Origin of the sequence: Chishuiella sp. (genome assembly GCF_032109125.1) — a bacterium.
In the GTDB taxonomy this organism is placed as follows: Bacteria; Bacteroidota; Bacteroidia; order Flavobacteriales; family Weeksellaceae; genus Empedobacter.
In genome coordinates this window covers 73946-94016 of the sequence record NZ_DAMCLZ010000006.1, presented here as the reverse complement: position 1 = coordinate 94016, position 20071 = coordinate 73946, and the positions used below count along the sequence as shown (strand labels likewise).

At 30.4% G+C, this 20071-nt stretch carries 20 protein-coding genes; 7 read left to right on the top strand and 13 right to left on the bottom strand.

Annotated elements, in window-relative coordinates; translation table 11 throughout:
* Positions 1-74: 74 nt before the first annotated feature.
* A complete protein-coding gene (locus RT575_RS08385) occupies positions 75-863 on the bottom strand; it encodes a hypothetical protein (RefSeq protein WP_313580135.1) in 789 nt (262 codons plus the stop codon).
* A gap of 57 nt (positions 864-920) precedes the next feature.
* Here RT575_RS08385 and RT575_RS08380 point away from each other — a divergent pair, with 57 nt between their 5' ends.
* From RT575_RS08380 to RT575_RS08370, 3 genes are read left to right on the top strand one after another with little or no spacing between them, the layout of a single operon-like run.
* Positions 921-1925: an iron ABC transporter permease gene (locus tag RT575_RS08380; RefSeq protein WP_313580133.1), complete on the top strand. Its 1005-nt coding sequence runs from the start codon at positions 921-923 to the stop codon at positions 1923-1925.
* Positions 1922-2905: an ABC transporter ATP-binding protein gene (locus RT575_RS08375; protein ID WP_313580132.1), complete on the top strand. Its 984-nt coding sequence runs from the start codon at positions 1922-1924 to the stop codon at positions 2903-2905. The genes RT575_RS08380 and RT575_RS08375 overlap by 4 nt, the downstream gene beginning before the upstream one ends.
* Positions 2877-3566, top strand: a complete 690-nt coding sequence (locus RT575_RS08370; protein ID WP_313580130.1) for an SDR family oxidoreductase — start codon at positions 2877-2879, stop codon at positions 3564-3566. The genes RT575_RS08375 and RT575_RS08370 overlap by 29 nt, the downstream gene beginning before the upstream one ends.
* Before the next feature lie 78 nt (positions 3567-3644).
* Here the strand turns inward: RT575_RS08370 and rplS are convergent, their stop codons facing one another.
* The 4 genes from rplS to ppk2 (RT575_RS08350) form a co-directional block, all read right to left on the bottom strand.
* Positions 3645-3995, bottom strand: coding sequence for a 50S ribosomal protein L19 (rplS, locus tag RT575_RS08365; RefSeq protein WP_313376538.1), 351 nt, complete (start codon positions 3993-3995; stop codon positions 3645-3647).
* Between the two features lie 118 nt (positions 3996-4113).
* A complete protein-coding gene (gene ppk2, locus RT575_RS08360) occupies positions 4114-4917 on the bottom strand; it encodes a polyphosphate kinase 2 (RefSeq protein WP_313580128.1) in 804 nt (267 codons plus the stop codon).
* Between the two features lie 15 nt (positions 4918-4932).
* Entirely contained in the window at positions 4933-5751 is an 819-nt protein-coding gene (gene ppk2 / locus RT575_RS08355; RefSeq protein WP_313386515.1) for a polyphosphate kinase 2, read from the bottom strand.
* An 11-nt stretch (positions 5752-5762) separates the two neighbouring features.
* On the bottom strand, positions 5763-6614 hold the full coding sequence (gene ppk2, locus RT575_RS08350) for a polyphosphate kinase 2 (protein ID WP_313580126.1): 852 nt from the start codon (positions 6612-6614) through the stop codon (positions 5763-5765).
* A gap of 145 nt (positions 6615-6759) precedes the next feature.
* On the opposite strand from ppk2 (RT575_RS08350), the gene RT575_RS08345 reads away from it, so the two are divergent.
* The 3 genes from RT575_RS08345 to RT575_RS08335 all read left to right on the top strand — a co-directional run bounded on the left by RT575_RS08345 (position 6760) and on the right by RT575_RS08335 (position 8150).
* On the top strand, positions 6760-7134 hold the full coding sequence (locus RT575_RS08345; RefSeq protein ID WP_313580124.1) for a hypothetical protein: 375 nt from the start codon (positions 6760-6762) through the stop codon (positions 7132-7134).
* Positions 7135-7198: 64 nt separating this feature from the next.
* Entirely contained in the window at positions 7199-7501 is a 303-nt protein-coding gene (locus RT575_RS08340; protein WP_313386518.1) for a YHS domain-containing protein, read from the top strand.
* Positions 7494-8150, top strand: coding sequence for an SCO family protein (locus tag RT575_RS08335; protein ID WP_313580122.1), 657 nt, complete (start codon positions 7494-7496; stop codon positions 8148-8150). Before RT575_RS08340 ends, RT575_RS08335 begins: the two co-directional genes overlap by 8 nt.
* 621 nt (positions 8151-8771) lie before the next feature.
* On the opposite strand, the gene RT575_RS08330 is transcribed toward RT575_RS08335, so the two are convergent.
* The 6 genes from RT575_RS08330 to RT575_RS08305 are packed head-to-tail and all read right to left on the bottom strand — an operon-like array spanning position 8772 to position 17387.
* A complete protein-coding gene (locus tag RT575_RS08330) occupies positions 8772-10109 on the bottom strand; it encodes a hypothetical protein (RefSeq protein WP_313386520.1) in 1338 nt (445 codons plus the stop codon).
* Between the two features lie 22 nt (positions 10110-10131).
* Positions 10132-10800: a cytochrome c gene (locus tag RT575_RS08325; RefSeq protein WP_313580120.1), complete on the bottom strand. Its 669-nt coding sequence runs from the start codon at positions 10798-10800 to the stop codon at positions 10132-10134.
* Positions 10800-11366 (bottom strand): DUF3341 domain-containing protein, encoded by a 567-nt coding sequence (locus RT575_RS08320; RefSeq protein ID WP_409515952.1) that lies wholly within the window; start codon positions 11364-11366, stop codon positions 10800-10802. The genes RT575_RS08325 and RT575_RS08320 overlap by 1 nt, the downstream gene beginning before the upstream one ends.
* Positions 11347-12750: an NrfD/PsrC family molybdoenzyme membrane anchor subunit gene (nrfD, locus tag RT575_RS08315; protein ID WP_038336919.1), complete on the bottom strand. Its 1404-nt coding sequence runs from the start codon at positions 12748-12750 to the stop codon at positions 11347-11349. The genes RT575_RS08320 and nrfD overlap by 20 nt, the downstream gene beginning before the upstream one ends.
* 34 nt (positions 12751-12784) lie before the next feature.
* Positions 12785-15946: a TAT-variant-translocated molybdopterin oxidoreductase gene (locus RT575_RS08310; protein ID WP_313580118.1), complete on the bottom strand. Its 3162-nt coding sequence runs from the start codon at positions 15944-15946 to the stop codon at positions 12785-12787.
* A 22-nt stretch (positions 15947-15968) separates the two neighbouring features.
* Positions 15969-17387, bottom strand: a complete 1419-nt coding sequence (locus RT575_RS08305; protein ID WP_038336916.1) for a c-type cytochrome — start codon at positions 17385-17387, stop codon at positions 15969-15971.
* Between the two features lie 353 nt (positions 17388-17740).
* Between RT575_RS08305 and RT575_RS08300 the strand changes: the two genes are divergently transcribed.
* Positions 17741-18229 carry an SPOR domain-containing protein gene (locus RT575_RS08300; protein ID WP_313580116.1) on the top strand — a complete coding sequence of 163 codons (489 nt, stop codon included), beginning with the start codon at positions 17741-17743 and terminating at the stop codon, positions 18227-18229.
* A gap of 35 nt (positions 18230-18264) precedes the next feature.
* Here RT575_RS08300 and RT575_RS08295 read toward each other — a convergent pair whose 3' ends face one another.
* A complete protein-coding gene (locus tag RT575_RS08295; protein WP_313386525.1) occupies positions 18265-19170 on the bottom strand; it encodes a GYDIA family GHMP kinase in 906 nt (301 codons plus the stop codon).
* 2 nt (positions 19171-19172) lie between these two features.
* Entirely contained in the window at positions 19173-20051 is an 879-nt protein-coding gene (gene fabD, locus RT575_RS08290) for an ACP S-malonyltransferase (protein ID WP_313580114.1), read from the bottom strand.
* Positions 20052-20071: the final 20 nt, after the last annotated feature.

Here is a 20071-nt window from a genome sequence, read left to right as displayed (position 1 = left end):
CATATTAGTAAAAAATTATAAAAAAAACCTAAACAATAAATGCTTAGGTTTTACTACAATTATATAAAATATTTTTATTTATTGTAAAAATATTCTGTTGTTTCTTTTTCATTATTATTACCACTAGCTGAAGTATAAACTTCTGTTACTTTAGAAGGGTAATTATTGTCTTTATATTCATAAGTATATAAAGTAATATCTGATGATTTAGAACTATATTTACTTTCTTTCTTTATAGGATTATTTTTAGAAAAAACTTCAAGGTCATCAAAAGATACTAGTTGTAAACCTGTAACATTTTTGAATGGATTTTCCTTATCATCATAAGTCATAATAATTTCATTACTATTATTATAAATAGTTTTAACTAAATTACCATTTTCGTAAAAATACTCATCAATATATATGGAATTATCATAATCATTAGTAGTTGTTTCTTTTAAATGATTATCATCAATCCATTCAAATTTAGATGTTGCTATAAGTTTTTTATCTCCCCACTCTGTTGTCACTAATGTTGATACTTTTCCATTTAGATAAGTATATTCTCTTACCATACTTTCATCTCCATCTTTATCATAATTAGTAATTTTAGTAATTAAATCTCCTGTATATTGATAAATAGATTTCTCTGAATAATTTTCTATACCAGAATAAGTAATATTAATTTCATTTATTTTATTTCCATCATACGAAATTGTTAAAATAGAACTATAATCTCCTTTAGGTGTTGTATAAATAGTTTTTACTGGTAAAATAGAATTTTCAATTTCAGTAGTATTGTTTGTTTCTCCACTGTTGTCATCATTAGAACAACTAAATAATGTTCCTGCTATAAAAGTAAATAGTAAAATTTTTTTCATAATAAATTGGTTATATACAACAAAAATAAATAAATAATTTAATTTATCTTTGTTACAATGAGATATAAATTTCTTTTTAATACATTAATTATTATAGCTTTTATACTTTTTATACTAAGTCTTAGTATAGGAAAAGTCTCTATTTCATTTCAAGAAATTTATGATGTATTTTCAGGAAAATCTGATGAAGTAACAACTAATCTAATTCTCAACTTCCGTCTTCCAAAATCAATAACAACTGTTTTAGTAGGGATATCTTTACCTATTTCAGGTTTTTTAATGCAAGAATTATTTAAAAATCCTTTGGCTGAACCTTCTGTTCTTGGAATAAGTGCTATGTCAAGTTTAGGAGTTGCTATAGTAATCTTCTTATTATCTACAATTGGTCTTAATGAATATTTAAACAATCCTTGGTTAATAATTATTGCTTCATTTTTAGGTTCTATAACTGCATTATTTCTTGTAATTACACTATCTATAAAAATAAACTCTTCTTCATCTTTAATTATAATAGGTTTTATGATTAGTGGAATTGCTGGTGCTATAATTGGAATTATGCAATATTTTGCTCCATCAGATAGAATAAAATCTTATTTGGTTTGGGGATATGGCTCTCTTAGTGGTTTATCTTGGACTCAAATCATCATTTTTGCTGGTATTGTTCTTGTTGGAATTATACTTTCTCTTTATACATTAAAAGGAATTACCGCACTACTATTAGGTGAAAAATATGCCTTATCATTAGGAATCAATACAAAACAACTGCGTCTATTAATTCTATTCGCAACAGCTTTACTAACATCGGCTGCAACTGCATTTACAGGGCCAATTAGTTTTATAGGATTAATCATTCCTCATATTTGTCGTTCGTTATTAAAAACTGGAAATATGAAAAAATTATATGGATGGATTTTTATTTCCGGTATATGTTGTATGCTTTTATTTTCTATACTTACAGAAATTTTTCCTTTTGGTGTTTTACCAATTAATATTATAACTGCATTATTTGGAGCTCCTATCGTAATTAGTATTTTACTGAATAATAAAAATGAAATACGATGAAAAATACTATTTTACAACTAAAAAATATAACTGTTGGTTATGGAAATAAAAGAATAATCTCTAACATTAATACTTGTATTTCTGAAAATGAATTTATTGCAATTCTTGGTAAAAATGGAGCTGGTAAATCAACATTAATCAATACGATACTTGGTTATCAAAATGAATTAGAAGGTGATATTTTTCTTCATCAACAATCATTAAAAAAATTATCAAAAAAAGAAATTGCTCAAAATATTGCTATCGTTTTACCTCGATTAAATAATGTTCCTAAAATAAAAGTAAGCGAGTTAATTGAAATAGGTTTGATTGGACAACAAACTGAATTTAATAAAAAGGAAAAAGAAGATTTTATTATTCATATTCTTAATTTAGTTGGTATCCAACATCTAAAAAATAATTATGCTACAGAAATTAGTGAAGGACAATTACAACTTGTGATGATTGCAAGAGCATTAGCCCAAAATACCAAATTAATTATTTTAGATGAGCCAACTTCTAATCTTGATATTGCCAATCAATACAAAATTTTTAATCTTTTACATGAGTTAAAATCAAAAACAAGTCAATCTTTTTTAATGATTTCTCATGAAGCTGATTTGGCTTTAAACTATACAGATAAAATTTGGTGGATAGAAAATGGATTACTTTTCGAGGATATTCCAGAACAAATTGCCTATGAAAAGCAAATTATCCCAAAATTATCTGATCAAAATTTAATGTTCAATTCTGATGAAAATCGTTACAGTACTTCTACAAATAACACATTATCTATCAATGTAAAAGGCAATTCAGAATTAGCTTATTGGGTTAAAAATGGTTTTGTAAGAAATGGTTTTATTATTAAAAATAATTCTAAAATAACTATTGAAATCACAGAAAATAATATCATCTTTGGGGAGAAAATTTTTGTTAACATTCAAGAAATTATAACATTTATACAACAACAGTATGAAAAATATAATCATAACAGGAGCTAGTAGAGGGATAGGATACGAATTAGCAAAACAACATTTAGAATTAGGAAATCGTGTATTAACTATTTCTAGAAATACAGAAAAACTGAAAAAATTAAATAAGTTTTCTAAAGAAAATAACCATCAGTTTTTAGGATTAGATTTAACCGATTATAATCAAATTAATAATATACTAGAAGAAATAAAAGATTGGGAAACAATTGATATTTTATATAATAATGCTGGATTATGTATTAATAAACCATTTGAAAAAATTACTGAAGAAGATTTAATTTCATCATGGAGAATTAATTTTATGGCACCATATCGATTAATCCAACTTTTATTACCAAAATTTAAAACTTCATCTCATGTCGTAAATATATCTACAATGGGAGCAGTACAAGGATCAGTAAAATTCCCTGGATTATCTGTTTATTCTTCTTCTAAATCAGCAACAGTTAATTTAACTGAATTATTAGCAGAAGAATTAAAAGATAATGGTCCAAGAATAAATGCAGTTGCTTTAGGAGCGGTACAAACAGAAATGTTAGAAGAGGCATTTCCTGGTTATATAGCACCTACACAACCATGTGAAATGGCTGAATACTTAGTAGAATTTGGTTTAAATGGATGGAAATATTTTAATGGAAAAATTCAACAAGCTTCCATATCAACTCCTTAATTTTATAAAAATTTAATCATAAAAAAAATCCGATCGAATAATTCGACCGGATTTTTTATTTCTTCTAAAAAGTATTTTTTAGTAAGCAGCGTCTTTAATACGAGCTTTTTTACCACGTAATGCTCTGAAGTAGAAGATACGAGCTCTACGAACTTTACCTTTCTTGTTCACTTCAATTTTTTGTAATGCTGGCATGTTTACTGGGAAGATACGCTCTACTCCAACATCTCCAGACATTTTACGGATAGTGAAAGTTTCTGTAGTTCCTTGTCCTCTTCTTTGGATAACAACACCTTTAAAGAACTGAACACGAGTTTTTCCACCCTCTGTAATTTCTTGGTAAACTGTAATAGTATCACCAGCAGAAAAAGCTGGGAATTCTTTTTTAGCTACGTATTTTTCTTGTACGTATTTTACTAAATTTTCCATTTTTAATAATTTCAATTTATTTGTAATTGAGCAACTTACACGTCTATCGTCAGAGGTTGAACAATGTGGGTGCAAAATTAATCAAAAATATTTAGTTTACAAATCTTTAAAACTTTTTTTATGAATGAATTGATAAAATATTATCTGAAAAATTAATATTTGATAATTCTGCGCAAATAGCTTTTAAAGCAATTAAGCGAGCATCTTTTTTACTATCCGTTTCAATTTCTATCCAAGGAGAATGTTCTGATCCAGTTTTTTGAAACATTGTCTCAATATAAGCAGAATAATCATCCCATAGCTCTTGTGCTTTTTCATCTAATGCTCCAAGCTTCCATTGTTTCAATTCATTATCTTTACGTTTTTGTAAACGTTTTGCTTGCTCTTCTTTAGTAATTGTAAGAAAAATTTTAATTAAAATAATTCCATCATCTTGTAAAAGTTGTTCTACTTCTACAACTTGTTTTAAAAATTTATCATATTGATCTTTAGTACAAAAATTAAAAACTGGTTCTACAACTGCTCTATTGTACCAACTTCTATCAAAAAATACTATTTCTCCGGCATTAGGTAATTTCTCAAAATAACGTTGAAAATACCACTGTCCTTGCTCCTTTTCTGTTGGTTTTGGTAATGCTTCTACTCTATATTTCTTAGGATTGAGATATTCCGTAACCCTAGATATTGTTCCTCCTTTACCAGCAGCATCTCTTCCTTCGAAAATAATTAAAACACGCTTATTATTTTTTATTACTTGCAATTGTAATTCAAGTAAGTCTTTTTGTAAGTCTTTTAATTCTCTTTCATAAGCTAATTTTTCTTTAAACTTATCTTCTTTTATAACATTATGCTCTACAAGAAAATCTATAATTTCTTTTTTATTATTTATTTTCTCTAAATCATTTAAATTAACTTCTGCCATTTCATTATTTTTAGGTTAGTTATCTTCTTCAAAATTTTTAGGTTTTAATAATCTTAAGTTTTTATCTTCATAAGGAATCATATTCAGAATATGTTCTATAGATTCGACTCTTGCCTTATATTTTTTATTTGCATCAATTACTTTCCATGGAGCAAGTTCTGTATTTGTTCGCTCGAACATCACATTTTTATATTCTGAATACACATCAAATAATTCTTGTGCTTTTTTATCAACTGAACTATATTTCCATTTTTTGATAGGTGAATTTATAATGTCATTAAAACGTTTTGCTTGTTGTTCTTTTGTGATAGAAAAATAAATCTTTATTAAATAGATTCCAGAATTTATCCACATTCGTTCTATATCATTTACTTCACTCATAAAAAGTTCGTATTGTTCTTCAGTACAAAACCCATTCACTGGTTCTACAACTGCTCTATTGTACCAACTTCTATCAAAAAATACTATTTCTCCTTCTTGTGGTAATTTACGAACATAACGCTGAAAATACCATTGTCCATCCTCAGCTTCATTAGGCTTAGGTAAAGCTACAATCCTATATTCACGTGGATTTAGATGTTCTACTATTCTACGAATAGCTCCTCCTTTTCCTGCAGCATCTCTACCTTCAAAAACAATAACTACTTTCTTTTTATTTGTAGAAATCCAAGCTTGTAATTTTATTAATTCTTCTTGTAATTGCTCTATACGTTTTTCATATTTCATGGTACGTAAAGCTTTTACGAAATTCAATTGTCCATTATCTGATTGCAAAAGACTTATAAGACCTTTTTTTGTCTCAAGCAATTTTATGTCTTTTTTCTTTAATTCCATTTCAAATAATTTTAATAATTTATTTCTTTTACCATTCGATAATAACGTTGAATTATATTTGGATCAACCATTAAATCTATATCAGAATCCATTTTACCATCATAATTAAATAAAGATAGTAAATAGCGTATTGATTCTAATCGAGCTGAATTTTTATTATTTGCATTTACAACAATCCAAGGAGAAAAAGAGTTGTGAGTACGAGTAAACATTTGATTAATATAATAAGAAAATTCATCCCATAATTCTTGACCTTTTGCATCAACAGGACTATATTTCCATTTTTTTAAAGGATTATTTAATCTGGATTCAAACCTTCTTTGTTGTTCTTCTTTTGAAACAGAAAACCATAATTTTATAATATAAGTTCCTGATTCATATAACATATGTTCAAATTCGGCAACTTGTACCATAAATTGTTCATATTGCTGGTCTGTACAAAATCCCATTACAGGTTCTACAACAGCTCTGTTATACCAACTTCTATCAAAAAATACTATTTCACCAGCATTTGGTAATTCTTTTATATAGCGATTGAAATACCATTGATTGATTTCTACATCTGTAGGTTTATTTAAAGCAACAACACGCATTGTTCTGGGATTAAGATGTTGTCGGAAACGACGAATTGTACCTCCTTTTCCAGAAGCATCTCTTCCTTCAAAAATAACTGCAACCTTTTTACCTTGAGTAGATATCCAATTTTGGAGATTAACTAATTGAGATTGTAATTTTAATAATTCTGTTTCGTATTCAAATTTTTCTAAAACATTTTTGTAAAAAATATTATTATCTTGATTTTCTAAAAGAAAATTATGAAGTTCTTCTGTCGTAGAAAATTCTGATATATTTTGCTTTTTCATCTTAAATGTTATCCTTTGTAAATTATTCTTGAAGATAAAAAAAATTAAAGACTATTGATTCATAAACTAGATGAAAAAATATCATTTTTCTTTTAAGTTATTATATCGTAAAGATTGTTTAATTTTACCATCAAATCATCTACAGATGAAAGTTATATTTTTCATAACACTTATATTAACAATTACTTTTAGACCATTGTTACCTATTATAGCTTATACAATTAACTATGATAGAATTATAAGTGATTTATGTGAAAATAGAGAGAAACCTGAATTACTTTGTAATGGATTTTGTTATATAAAAAAAGAGTCTAATAAAGAAAAATCAAATTCATTAAATGATAAATATGAAAAAAACTTTATTAAGATTTATGAAGCACTTATAATCAACAATGACAAACTATTATTAAATTATATTCTAAAATATTCTGAATCAATTAAATTTGAATATTATAAAGTTATTGTTTCTAATGGACTAATAACAAAAGTTTTTCATCCTCCAATTTGTACTTTTATTTAGGTTTAAAATTTTTCTTAGCTAAAAATTTTAAAGTAAATAATTACTATAATTTAATACAATAAAAATGAATTCAATAAAATATACTTGTTTAATCCTTTCTATAGGATTAACAATTGTTTCTTGTGATAAGAAAAAAGAAAATACTCAAAATAATGATTTTGAGGTAAAGCATATTTCTCATGAAGAAATGAAAGCTGCGACTAAATTAGATATTGCAGTTGTAAATGATGTAGATCCTATTTGTGGAATGAACACAAAAGAACATCTAGGAGATACAGCGACTTACAAAGGAAAAGTTTATGGTTTCTGCTCTACAATGTGCAAAGAAGAATTTTTGAAAGATCCAGAAAAACATATACATGAATAAGCAATTAGTAACTATTGTAATAATTATTTTAGGTGTTATTGGTAGTGTGTTTTGGTTGAAAAATAAGCCTAAGGACAAACTATACACTGTTATGAAAGTTCCTGAATTTTCGATGACAGATCAAAATAATCAAACAATTACGAACAGAGATATGCTGGGAAAAGTTTATGTTGTTGAGTTTTTCTTTACAAGCTGTCCAACAATATGTCCAATTATGAGTAATAATTTGAGAAATGTAGAAGATGAAATTAATAATCCTAATCTTGGTTTTATATCTGTAACTATTGATCCCAAAAGAGATACTCCAGAAAGGTTATTAGATTATGCAAAAAGAATAGGTGTAAAAAGCGTTAATTGGCATTATCTTACTTCAGACAGAGAAACTATTCAAAATTTAGCAGATCAGTTTAATATTTATGTTGGGAAAGACGAAACTACTGTAGAGGGATTAAATCATAGTGGAAAACTTGCGTTAGTTGATAAGCAAGGAAATATAAGAAGTAGATACAATGAAGCTGGTGTACCAATTTTATTTTATTCTGGCTTAAATTATAAAGATCCAAACGGAAAAACTCCTTCTTTATCTGGAAAATATCATCCTGAAATTGAATATTTAAAAGAAGATATTAAAAAATTATTAGCGGAATAATACATTATCATTAATGTATAATAAAGCTGTTTAAAATTTTGTTCTATTTTTTTGGCAATTGCTTCGCACCGTGCTTTTCGCTATATCTTTTTAGATTAGTCATTCATTTCGACTTCGCTCAATGACCAATCAAGAAAGGATACCGCTTCAATCACTATTGCAAATAAAAGGTAAATAATTCATGAAATATATTCTAAAAAAATAGTTTAAATAACTTCAATATATTAACATTAAAAACTTCACAGAATTAATTATTCTGTGAAGTTTTTTTTTATTATTTCTATCAACTAAATTAAAGAATATCATATTTCATACTAAATATCCTCTTGTAATGATATAAAACAAGGTGAATAAATTATAGTATTTTGCTATATTTCATTAGAATAATCTATAATACTTTGAGTATAATCCAAAAAAAGAATCAATAAACGGAATTGATTAACTAGTAAAAACAATCTTGTAAAGTTGTTTTTACTAGATACTTTGAAATAACTACTCGCATAATAATAAAATGCAATATTATTATATATCCAAAATACTGATTTAAAGATAAATAAAAAGCTCGATACAAAAATGTATCGAGCTTTTTGATGTTTTATAAAAACTTTCTAATTGTATTGACTAGAAAGGGTATTCATAAATTTTTGATTCGTGGAAGTAAGGGTGACCTTTAGCTTCTAAGTTCAATTTAGATAATGCATTCATTACAACGAATGTAAATAAACCTGCAATACCTACTAATGAACCAATCTCCATGAATCCAAAGTTATGGAATGGACCAACAGCTGCTGGCATGATTTGGTTGTAGAAATCCCAGTAGTGACCTGCTACGATTACAAACCCCATTACAAAAACGATTTGGTAACGACGTTTCATGCTTGATGAAATTAAAATCAAGAATGGAGCAACTAAGTTGATAATCAACATCCAGAAATATAATGGATATTGAGCCATACGTTGTTGGAAGTATTGAACTTCTTCTGGTATGTTAGCGTACCATTGTAACATGAATTGACAGAACCATAAGTATGACCATAATAATGAGAAACCGAACATGAATTTTGTTAAATCATGTAAGTGGTTATCATTGAATAATGGTAAAGATCCTTTTCTTTTTAAGTAAATAGAAATGATTGCCATAATAGAAACAGCTGAAACTAAATATGAAACCATTCCATACCACATAAATAATGAAGAGAACCAGTGTGGATCTAAAGACATGATAAAATCCCAAGCAAAAGCTGCAGAACAAATTGCAAAAATTACTAAGTAGATTACCGATTTAGTATATAATTGAGAATATACTTTTAAATCACCGTGAGCTTCATCTAATTTACGAGTAGCATTTTTGATAACAAATACCATTAATGATAATACTACTAAATAAATGATTATACGGATAGTCCAGAATGGAACATTTAACCATAATTGAGCTTTATTAGCCATAAATATATCATATTTTGGGCTATTAGGATCAATTAAGTCAGCATCCATCCAGTGGTATAAATGATTCAAGTGAAATGTAGAACCTAAAGCTACGATACCTACAAGAACAGCTCCTACAGGTAAGAAAGTAGCAATACCTTCCATAACACGTGAAACAACCATAGACCAACCAGCATTAGCTACAAATTGAATACATAAGAAAAACAATGCAGATGCTGCAATACCAAACGATAAATATGCTGGTACATAAAAAGCAGCCCAAGGTCTGTTTTTCAATAAGTTTTCTAAGTGATGCATATGCTCTTCGTGATTTGTATTTAAAGATGCATAAGAATCTGTAATATAATCACCGAAAAATTGAGTTGGGTGAGCTTCAATTAAACCGTTGATATATTCAGTTGAATTAGCAACATCTTGTTGATGTAAGAAAAATCCTATCCCATAAAGTACAACTCCTATCACAATCATGACAAAAGATGCAGTTCTTAATTTTGGGGAAAATGTATATTGCATAATAATTAACTTATTTTATAATTTATTTAGTTGCTTCTTCACTTGCTTCTTTAGCAGGTTCAGCTGATGCTGCAGGAGCAGCCTCTTTAGAATCCCCACCTTTTAAACTCATTACATACTCAGCAACTCTCCAACGGTCTGCAGGTGTCATTTGAGAGGCATAAGAACCCATCGCATTTTTACCGTACATAATTACATGATAAACAGAACCAACTGTTAAATCTCTTTCACTATAGTTAGGAACTCCAGAGAAAGCTTTTGATTTTACAATAGAACCTTGTCCATCACCAGCATCACCATGACAAACTGCACAGTTTTGGTGAAATAATAATTTCCCTCTTTCTAAATCTGTAGCTTTATTAGCTGCATTTAAAGGAGCAGAAGTTACTTTTTTAGCTTCAGCATAACCTGCATTATTATTTTTAAAAGGCCAAGGTAAGATGTCACCATCTGTTCTTGATACTGCACCTTCTACAGATTCTAAAGCAGACATATTATGATTTTTACTAAATACAGGAACTTCCGAGTTTTCCTCGTCATGAGGATAACCAAAAGTTGCTTTTTGGTAAGGATCATATGCTGTAGCATAGTACATATCTGGCATATATACTATACTTGGCTTACGTTTTTTATCAGAACAAGAAGTTATAATAATACTTCCTAGTCCTATAAGTAGTGCTATTTTTTTCATTATGCTTCTTGTACTAAATTGTTAACATTAGATTCTATTAAATCACCTTTTACAGTAACTTCTTCAGCACCAGTTTCTACAAAAACATTTTTGATTTTTTCAACATCAGATGTTCTAATTTCAATTAAGAATTTATCATCTGTTGTACGAGGATCAGGATTTTTTGCTTTTGCACCAGGATACATTTTATTACGCACTAAGTATGTTAATGACATAAAGTGAGCAGCACAAAATACTGTCAACTCGAACATAATAGGAACGAAAGCTGGCATATTTTGTCCCCAAGAGAAAGAAGGTTTACCTCCGATATCTTGAGCCCAGTCATGATTCATAATAAACCATGTCATTAAAGATGCTAAAGTTGTACCAAATGCACCGTAGAAAAATGCTAGATCAGAAATACGTGTTTTTCTAAGACCTAAAGCTTTATCTAAACCGTGTACAGGGAAAGGTGTATATACTTCATCTATTGTAATACCTTGTTTACGAATAGATTTTACTGCTTTTAATAAATCATCATCGTCTCCGTAAAGACCATAAACGATTTTAGTGTTCGTGATGCTCATCTTCAGTATGATGTTTTTTATAGCTTTCGCCTGATGATTTCAAAATAGTTTTTAATTCAGATTGTGAAATAACTGGGAATGTACGTGCGTACAATAAGTATAACACAGAAAAGAATCCCATAGTACCTAAGAAGATACCTACGTCTACCCATGAAGGCATAAACATTGTCCAGCTCGATGGTAAATAGTCACGAGATAAGTTGATAACGATAATATCAAAACGCTCGAACCACATACCGATGTTAACTACAATAGAGATAACGAATGTCCAGAAGAAGTTTCTTCTGATTGGACGAATCCATAATAATCCTGGTACTAAAACGTTACAGATAATTAACGCCCAGAATGCCCACCAATAAGGTCCTGTTGCTGCTCCTGGAGAAAAGTATGTAAAGTCTTCGTAACGAGATCCTGAATACCAAGCGATCCATAACTCTGTTAAGTATGCTACTGCAACCATACCACCTGTTACAACGATTACAATATTCATGTACTCGATGTGTTTACGTGTGATATAATCTTCGTAGTGTAAAACTTTACGCATTACACTTAATAATGTTTGTACCATCGCGAAACCAGAGAAAATAGCTCCGGCAACGAAATATGGAGGATATACTGTTGAGTGCCATCCTTTGATTACCGACGTTGCGAAGTCAAAAGATACAATCGTGTGTACCGAGAATACTAATGGTGTACATAAACCAGCTAATACCAAAGATAACTCTTCGAAACGTTGCCAGTGTTTTGCTCCACCACCCCATCCGAATGATAAGATTCCGTAGATTTTCTTAGCGAATGGTTTTGTTGCACGGTCACGTACCATAGCGAAGTCAGGAATTAATCCCATCAACCAGAAAACTGTTGATACAGAGAAATACGTAGAAATCGCGAATACGTCCCATAATAATGGTGAGTTAAAGTTAGGCCATAAAGATCCAAATTGGTTAGGAATTGGGAATACCCAGTACATTAACCATGGACGACCCATGTGAATTACAGGGAATAACGCTGCCTGTACAACGGCGAAGATCGTCATGGCTTCCGCAGAACGGTTAACCGACATTCTCCATTTTTGACGGAATAATAATAAAACGGCTGAGATTAACGTACCAGCGTGACCGATACCTACCCACCATACGAAGTTGGTGATATCCCATCCCCAGTTAATCGTTCTATTCAATCCCCATACACCAATACCAGTTCCTACTGTATAAGCAATTGCTCCAACACCAAAGATGAATGCAACCATTGCTATACTGAAACATGTCCACCACAATTTACTTGCTGGCGTCTCAATTGGACGAGCAATGTCTACTGTGATATCGTGGTAGGTTTTATGTCCTAAAATAAGGGGTTCTCTTACCTGTGATTCGTAATGTGACATATTTGTTTACCTTATTAATTCTTTACTAATTTAATTAAGCTTGTTCTTTTCTGTTTCTAACTTTTACTTGATAGATAACGTTTGGTTTTGTACCAATTTCTTCTAATAAAACATAAGAACGTTTATCTTTTGAAGCTGCTCTTACTTCAGATTTATCATCATTGATATCACCAAATTTCATCGCACCTGTTCCACAAGCAGCAGCACAAGCAGCAGCAGCCATAAACTCTTCGTCTTTAACTACTCTATTCTCTTTCTTAGCTTTTAAGATTGCAGCTTGAGTTTGTTGGATACAGAATGAACATTTCTCAATTACTCCTCGTGTACGTACAACAACGTCTGGGTTAAGTACCATACGACCTAAATCATTGTTCATGTGGAAGTCATATTTGTCATTATTCGCCCAGTTAAACCAGTTGAAACGACGTACTTTGTAAGGACAGTTATTTGCACAATAACGAGTACCAACACAACGGTTATAAGCCATCATGTTTTGACCTTGACGACCATGAGATGTTGCACCTACTGGACACACAGTCTCACAAGGAGCGTGGTTACAGTGTTGACACATCATTGGTTGGAAAATCACATCTGGATTTTCTGCTTGAGGCTTAATTAAACGTTTATATTGTTGTGGCTCATTATCTGGGTCAGATTCTATAGCTACTTCTTGTGTTAATTTTCCTTCAGGATCAGCATAAGTTACATCAGAGTAGTAACGGTCAATTCTTAACCAATACATATCTCTAGACATACGCATTTGCTCTTTACCTACTGTAGGTGTATTATTTTCTGCTTGACAAGCAATAACACAAGCTCCACAACCAGTACAAGAGTTCATATCAATTGTTAAATTGAAATGAGGACCTGTTGTACGATCAAAACTGGCCCATAAATCTACTTCATCAGAAGGAGAATCTCCTCTCCAAGTAGGTAAATTAGATCCTGGATTCCATTGTTCTTTATCTTTATTAATAAAATCACCTAATGAAACTTCTCTAGCAATTTCATAACGTCCCATCAAAGTAGGTTGTTGTTGCATATTTGCAAATTCGTGCTTATCTGTACGAGAAGATTTTTCAATCTTAACATTAGAAGCACCAACATTACCATCATATAAAGTAAATGCATTAACACCTACATTATTAGCAACTTTACCAGCTTTTGTACGACCATAACCAAATGCTAAACCTACAGTACCAATAGCTTGACCTGGTTGAATAAATACAGGAACATTTTCCAATGCAACACCATTAACAGTTAAGTTTACAAACTCACCATCAAATTGCATTCTTCCATTGTGTACATTGTAGTTATCTTGGATTTGGATACCTAATTTCTCAGCATCATTAGGATTAACCGTTAAATAGTTATCCCATGAGTTTCTAGAAATTGGATCTGGTAACTCTTGTAACCAAGGGTTATTAGCTTGTGTACCATCTCCTAAACCAGATTTAGAATAGAATTGAATTTCCCATTCTGTAGCTTTAGCAGAAGCTAATTTTGATACAGCAGTAGAAACAACTCCAGTATTAGCAGTGAAAGAACTATTTTCTGAAGATTCATTATAACCATTATATAATGCTTTGTTAAAATCTACACCTAATTTAGGTAAAACAGTTGCTTCCCAGTTTTGCTTAACATAAAGATAAAATGGAGAAACTTTTTGTCTTGTAGCAGACGTAGCCATAACCATAATTGGATCATTTGGATCTTCTACCTCAACAACTTTAGTTTGACCAGTTAACCAAGCTATTAATGAATCTTGAAATTGACGAGAATCAAAAATGCGAGGAATAGTTGGTTGTTGTAATGAGTAAACACCAGTTAATGGGTTGAAATCATTCCAAGATTCTAATGCATGAGTAACAGGAGCAATAACATCCATTACAGAAGCAGTTTCATCTAATTTTTCTACTAAACCAACTTTTAATCCAATATTTTTAAATGCAGCTTCAATCTCTTTTGAGTTTTTAGCATTATAAATTGGATTTGTTTGGAAGTTTAATAATACACCAACTTGTCCAGCTTTTGCTTCAGTAACAAATTGTTTGAATGTAGTATCATTTGATTCTTTAAGTAATACAGCTTTTCCTGTAATTGCAGCAGAACCTAAAATTTGGTTAATTGCATAAGAAATTGCGATAGCTTCTTTTGAACCATCAGCCATAACTACAGCTTTAGAACCTTTAACTTTTAATTCTGCAACAATAGATTTAGCTTCTTTTGAAGAAACCGAACCTCCTGTTAATCCACTATAAACTTCAGCTAATACTTTTTCAGTATCAGTTGGTTTTAAAGGAAAACGAGTATCAGCATTTGCACCAGTTAAAGATAAAACAGATTCAACTTGGATATGACGTAACATGTTTGGACCTGGTTTACGAACAACTCCGTAATCACCTTCCATTCCACCTCCGTTAAAATCTCCTAAGAAATCTGCATTAAAAGAAACAACTAATTCAGAATTTTTAAGGTCATAGAAAGGTAACTCTCTTTTTCCATAAACTTCTTGAGCTGCATCTAAAGCATTAGAAGATGATACTGCATCATATACTACATGTTGAGTTGTAGGATATTTTGCTGCAAAATCAGCAATCAACTTTTTAGTTGTAGGAGAAGGTAAAGAAGGAGTTAAAATAACTACTTTTTTACTTCCTACAGATGTTAATGCTTTAGAAACACGTGCATCTATTTCTTTCCAAGAAGTTGCTTTAAAATTATCACCACCATTACTTAATGGTGTCTTTATTTTATCTGAATCATATAAAGATAATACAGATGCTTGAACTCTAGCATTTGTAGATCCAAAATATTTAGCTCCTTTATTTGCATCAATTCTAATAGGACGACCCTCTCTTGTTCTTACTAAAACATTAGCGTAATCGTAACCATCAAAAACAGTAGATGCATAATAAGTAGGTACACCAGGCATAATGTTATCTGGTTTAACTACATAAGGAACAGATTTTACGATTGGAGCTTCACAGGCTGCTAATGTAACAGCGGCTGTACTGAACCCTAAAATCTTCAAAAAGTCACGTCGTGAAGTTTGACTATTCTCCATGGCGTTATCATTCCCTAAGAAATTATCTACAGGAATTTCTTCTGCAAATTCGTTGGTAGTTAACTTTTCATTTAATGTATTGTCAGTTAACTCCTCAAAACTTTTCCAGTAATTTTTCTTCGAAGCCATTTATACTCCTCTCTTTTTTATATTAATAATGACATTTACCACACTCTAAACCTCCGATAGCATCAACTGTAATCTTAGTTGCGTCACCGTACTGTTTTTTCAGTTTTTCGTGTAGTTCTGCGTAATATTCTTTGTTATACTCGTTGTCCATATCTACCTCAGTAGTTCTGTGACACTCGATACACCATCCCATTGTGAAATCATTCGCCATTTTTACTTCGTTCATTTCATCAACACGTCCGTGACATGCGAAACAAACTTGGTCTCCTGATCCAATGTTCAATTCTTTAGCATTTGGAATAGTTCCATCTTTAATTGCTTTCTTAATCGCTTTCTCTCCTGCTACAACGTGTTGCGCGTGGCTAAAGAATACGAAATCTGGCATATTGTGGATACGTACCCATTCGATTGGTTTTTGTGGACCATCGTATTTGTTCGTTTCTGGATTCCATCCAATCGCTTTATACATTTTTTGGATTTCTCCTGTATAGAAGTTCTTAACCGCCTCCTCATCAGCGAATTTACCAGAAGTGATTAATTCTTCTTCGAAGTAATCTCCTTTGTATTCTTTGATTGTTTTGTGACAGTTCATACATACGTTTGGTGAAGGAATTCCAGACACTTTACCGTATTTAGCAGAACTGTGACAGTACTGACAGTCGATACCTTGTACACCTGCGTGAACTTTGTGAGAGAAATAAATTGGTTGTTCTGGCTCGTAACCTTTATCAACACCAATTCCCATTAATCCCCAATACACGTTGTACAATGCAAAGAATGCTAATACTGCGATTAACACACCACCAACTTTTTGGTATTTCTGAAAGAATTCAGCAAAAGAAAAAGCTACTCTTTCAGTTTCTGCATTTAATTCCTCTGTAGCTGTCGCTTTAACTAATGCATTAACGCGAACCAAGATCCACAATAATAATACCGCTAAAACAACAAAACCTACTGCAATTACTCCTGAATTAGCTCCACCTCCTTGTGCAGCCTCAGCAGCTTTTTTCGCAGCGGCTTCTTTCTTTTTCGCAGCTTTAGCTTCTTCAAAAGCCTTAACTCCTGCATCAGGATCAGCTGTATATGCTAAAATATTATCAATATCACCTTCTGATAAGTTAGGGAAAGCTAACATTTCAGTGTTATTGTAATCAGCATAAATTTTGTTTGCATACGCATCTCCTGATTCACGCAAAGCTTTGTTGTCCTTAATCCAAGCGTGTAACCACTCTTTTCCAAGTCCAGCTTCTTCTTGTACGCGTTTCTCAACATTACGTAATTCCGGCCCAATTAATTTACCATCAATCTGGTGACATGCAGTACAGTTGGCTTCGAATAATTCGTAACCTTTTCCTGCATCTTGGGCATTTGCTAGGGAGAACGTCGATAGTATTATCGCGCAGCTCCATAAACGTATTCTTTTTAGAAATCTTGCCTTCATTTACTTAAAATAATCTCAGTTCGTTGTTTCTTTTAATTAGTTTTTATTTGAACACTTAACTAAAAGCAAAAATAGGGTCAATACTTAATAAAATCATAAATATTACCTACTGAACTTTGTCATTCTAGTTAATTTAAAATGTTTCTAAATTAAACGTTAAAAAACAAGACGTCACTAGTATAAAAAAATACCTGTTTTGATCGTTAAAAAAAAAATATAATAGAAATTAACTTATTGTTTAATTTGATTTTATGTTTTACTTCTAAAAAAAATAACCATTAAAATAAATAATCAACAATATATTTTTAATTTACTTAATTGTTAGAAGTATATTTGTAAAAATTAATTTATCTATGAAAAGTTATATCATAATATTTTTTACCTTGTTTTCAATATCAATTTTTGCTCAAGAAAAAATAGACACTGTAAAAATTATTAATAATGGAACATTAAACATGGAAATTGATTCTAGTATTTACAATGTATTAAAAACTAGAGAAGATTCAACCTGCACGTATAACACACCTACAAAATCAATTACAGAGAAAAGAAATACAGGTAGAGCAAATGATCCATGTTATGGCAATGCACAAATAAACGGCTACAAAATTCAGATCTATTATTCTAAAAATAGAAATGAAGCCAATAAAGTAAAAGAAGAATTTAATTCTATTCATCCTGAGTTATCTGCTCAAGTAACTTATTTTACACCTGACTATAGAGTACTTGTGGGTGATTATACTTCTAAAAATTCCGCAGCATCTGACATAAGAAAATTGAAATCTAAATACAATAATGCTTTTTCGATTCCATTCAAAGTCTTATGTAGAAAAGCTAAATAATAAAAAAGGATTGTGGTCAACCACAATCCTTTTTATTATAAAATCATCTCTTTAAATGGAATAATAATATCATATCCTTTATTTCTAAAATACTCCTCAAAACCTTCTCTTTTTGTAACTAAAACAAAATCCCCTCCCCAAGCTCCTAAGCTTTTTACACAACCTTTATAATCGGAAAAATATAGATCTTTTACTTTAGGTTGTTTCATAAATTTAGATAAAATTTGTTGATATTCATCCATAATCAACTCGAAGCTAGGTAAATTATCAACAGTAATTATTTCTTCGACTAAATCAGACAAATAACTAATCATTTTAAAATCTTTTGCTTTATTTTTATAATGATCCCCAACAACTGCCTGTGTATCTTGCTTTTGATTCAAATAAACAAAAAATAAATCATCAATAAAATTCCAATTAATATTTATCTTCTCGATATTTAAAGGACTATTTGTAAATATTATAGGTTGAGAATTACTAGCACAAGCAATATCATAACCACTTGTATTAAATGTAAGTTTATTTAAATTAAATGGGTTAATATTTACAAATTGACTAATCAAATCAATCAATGTTGAACTACTACCCAATCCCCATTCTTGAGGATAATCTAATTTTGTTGAACAAGAATAACTAATATTTGATTGAAAAAAATCTGAATTTAAAATTTTAGCTTGAATTAAAATATTTTGCAAAGATTTAGCAAGTTTATAATTTGAAGAATCAATAATTTTTAAAGAATTTAATTCAAAGTTAGCTTCAAACCATAATGAATCATCATATTTTTTAGCAACCCATTTTAATTTATTATTTTCAATAGGATTTTGCTCAACAAAAAGACATTGCCCAAATTTAGTGGGCAACGCAAATGCTTTTGCTCCATCCATTACAATATATTCCCCTATAAGGAATAATTTTCCATTAGAACGGAACTTTTTCATTATTATATTGCTGCTGAAGACACCTCAGCTTCTTTATTAATCTTTTTAATTAATCCTTGTAAAGTTTTACCAGGACCAACTTCAATAAATTCTGTAGCTCCATCTGCAATCATATTTTGTACAGATTGAGTCCACTTTACAGGAGCTGTTAATTGCATTATTAAATTCTTTTTAATTTCAGTAGGATCAGTAACAGCAACTGTTGTTACATTTTGATAAACTGGACAAATTGGAGAGTTAAAAGTAGTTTCTTCAATAGCTTTTGCTAATTCTTCTTCAGCAGGCTTCATTAATGGAGAGTGAAAAGCTCCACCAACTGGTAATACTAATGCACGTTTTGCACCTAATTCTTTTAATTTTTCACATGCTAAATTTACAGCTTCTATTTCTCCAGAAATAACTAATTGTCCTGGACAATTGTAATTTGCAGCTACAACAACACCTTCAATTTCTTGACATGTTTTTTCTACGATATCATCATCTAAACCTAAAATTGCTGCCATTGTAGATGGGTTAGCTTCACAAGCTGATTGCATAGCTAAAGCTCTTTTATATACTAACTTCAATCCTGATTCAAAATCCAAAGTTTCATTAGCTACTAAAGCAGAAATTTCACCCAAAGAATGCCCTGCAACCATTTCTGGTTTAAAATTAGGTAAAGATTTAGCTAAAATAACAGAATGTAAAAAAACTGCTGGCTGTGTTACTTTTGTCTGTTTTAAATCCTCGGCAGAACCTTCAAACATAATTGTTTTAATATCAAAACCTAAAATATCATTTGCTTTGTCAAATAATTCTTTTGCTATAGCAGAATTTTCATACAAGTCTCTACCCATCCCTGTAAATTGAGCTCCTTGCCCAGGAAAAACATATGCTTTCATTACTTTTCTTATTATTTTAA

Coding starts and splice junctions, on each gene's coding strand:
- RT575_RS08385 (WP_313580135.1), bottom strand. CDS start 863: ATGAAAAAAATTTTACTATTTACTTTTATAGCAGGAACATTATTTAGT.
- RT575_RS08380 (WP_313580133.1), top strand. CDS start 921: ATGAGATATAAATTTCTTTTTAATACATTAATTATTATAGCTTTTATA.
- RT575_RS08375 (WP_313580132.1), top strand. CDS start 1,922: ATGAAAAATACTATTTTACAACTAAAAAATATAACTGTTGGTTATGGA.
- RT575_RS08370 (WP_313580130.1), top strand. CDS start 2,877: ATGAAAAATATAATCATAACAGGAGCTAGTAGAGGGATAGGATACGAA.
- rplS (WP_313376538.1), bottom strand. CDS start 3,995: ATGGAAAATTTAGTAAAATACGTACAAGAAAAATACGTAGCTAAAAAA.
- ppk2 (WP_313580128.1), bottom strand. CDS start 4,917: ATGGCAGAAGTTAATTTAAATGATTTAGAGAAAATAAATAATAAAAAA.
- ppk2 (WP_313386515.1), bottom strand. CDS start 5,751: ATGGAATTAAAGAAAAAAGACATAAAATTGCTTGAGACAAAAAAAGGT.
- ppk2 (WP_313580126.1), bottom strand. CDS start 6,614: ATGAAAAAGCAAAATATATCAGAATTTTCTACGACAGAAGAACTTCAT.
- RT575_RS08345 (WP_313580124.1), top strand. CDS start 6,760: ATGAAAGTTATATTTTTCATAACACTTATATTAACAATTACTTTTAGA.
- RT575_RS08340 (WP_313386518.1), top strand. CDS start 7,199: ATGAATTCAATAAAATATACTTGTTTAATCCTTTCTATAGGATTAACA.
- RT575_RS08335 (WP_313580122.1), top strand. CDS start 7,494: ATGAATAAGCAATTAGTAACTATTGTAATAATTATTTTAGGTGTTATT.
- RT575_RS08330 (WP_313386520.1), bottom strand. CDS start 10,109: ATGCAATATACATTTTCCCCAAAATTAAGAACTGCATCTTTTGTCATG.
- RT575_RS08325 (WP_313580120.1), bottom strand. CDS start 10,800: ATGAAAAAAATAGCACTACTTATAGGACTAGGAAGTATTATTATAACT.
- RT575_RS08320 (WP_409515952.1), bottom strand. CDS start 11,366: ATGAGCATCACGAACACTAAAATCGTTTATGGTCTTTACGGAGACGAT.
- nrfD (WP_038336919.1), bottom strand. CDS start 12,750: ATGTCACATTACGAATCACAGGTAAGAGAACCCCTTATTTTAGGACAT.
- RT575_RS08310 (WP_313580118.1), bottom strand. CDS start 15,946: ATGGCTTCGAAGAAAAATTACTGGAAAAGTTTTGAGGAGTTAACTGAC.
- RT575_RS08305 (WP_038336916.1), bottom strand. CDS start 17,387: ATGAAGGCAAGATTTCTAAAAAGAATACGTTTATGGAGCTGCGCGATA.
- RT575_RS08300 (WP_313580116.1), top strand. CDS start 17,741: ATGAAAAGTTATATCATAATATTTTTTACCTTGTTTTCAATATCAATT.
- RT575_RS08295 (WP_313386525.1), bottom strand. CDS start 19,170: ATGAAAAAGTTCCGTTCTAATGGAAAATTATTCCTTATAGGGGAATAT.
- fabD (WP_313580114.1), bottom strand. CDS start 20,051: ATGAAAGCATATGTTTTTCCTGGGCAAGGAGCTCAATTTACAGGGATG.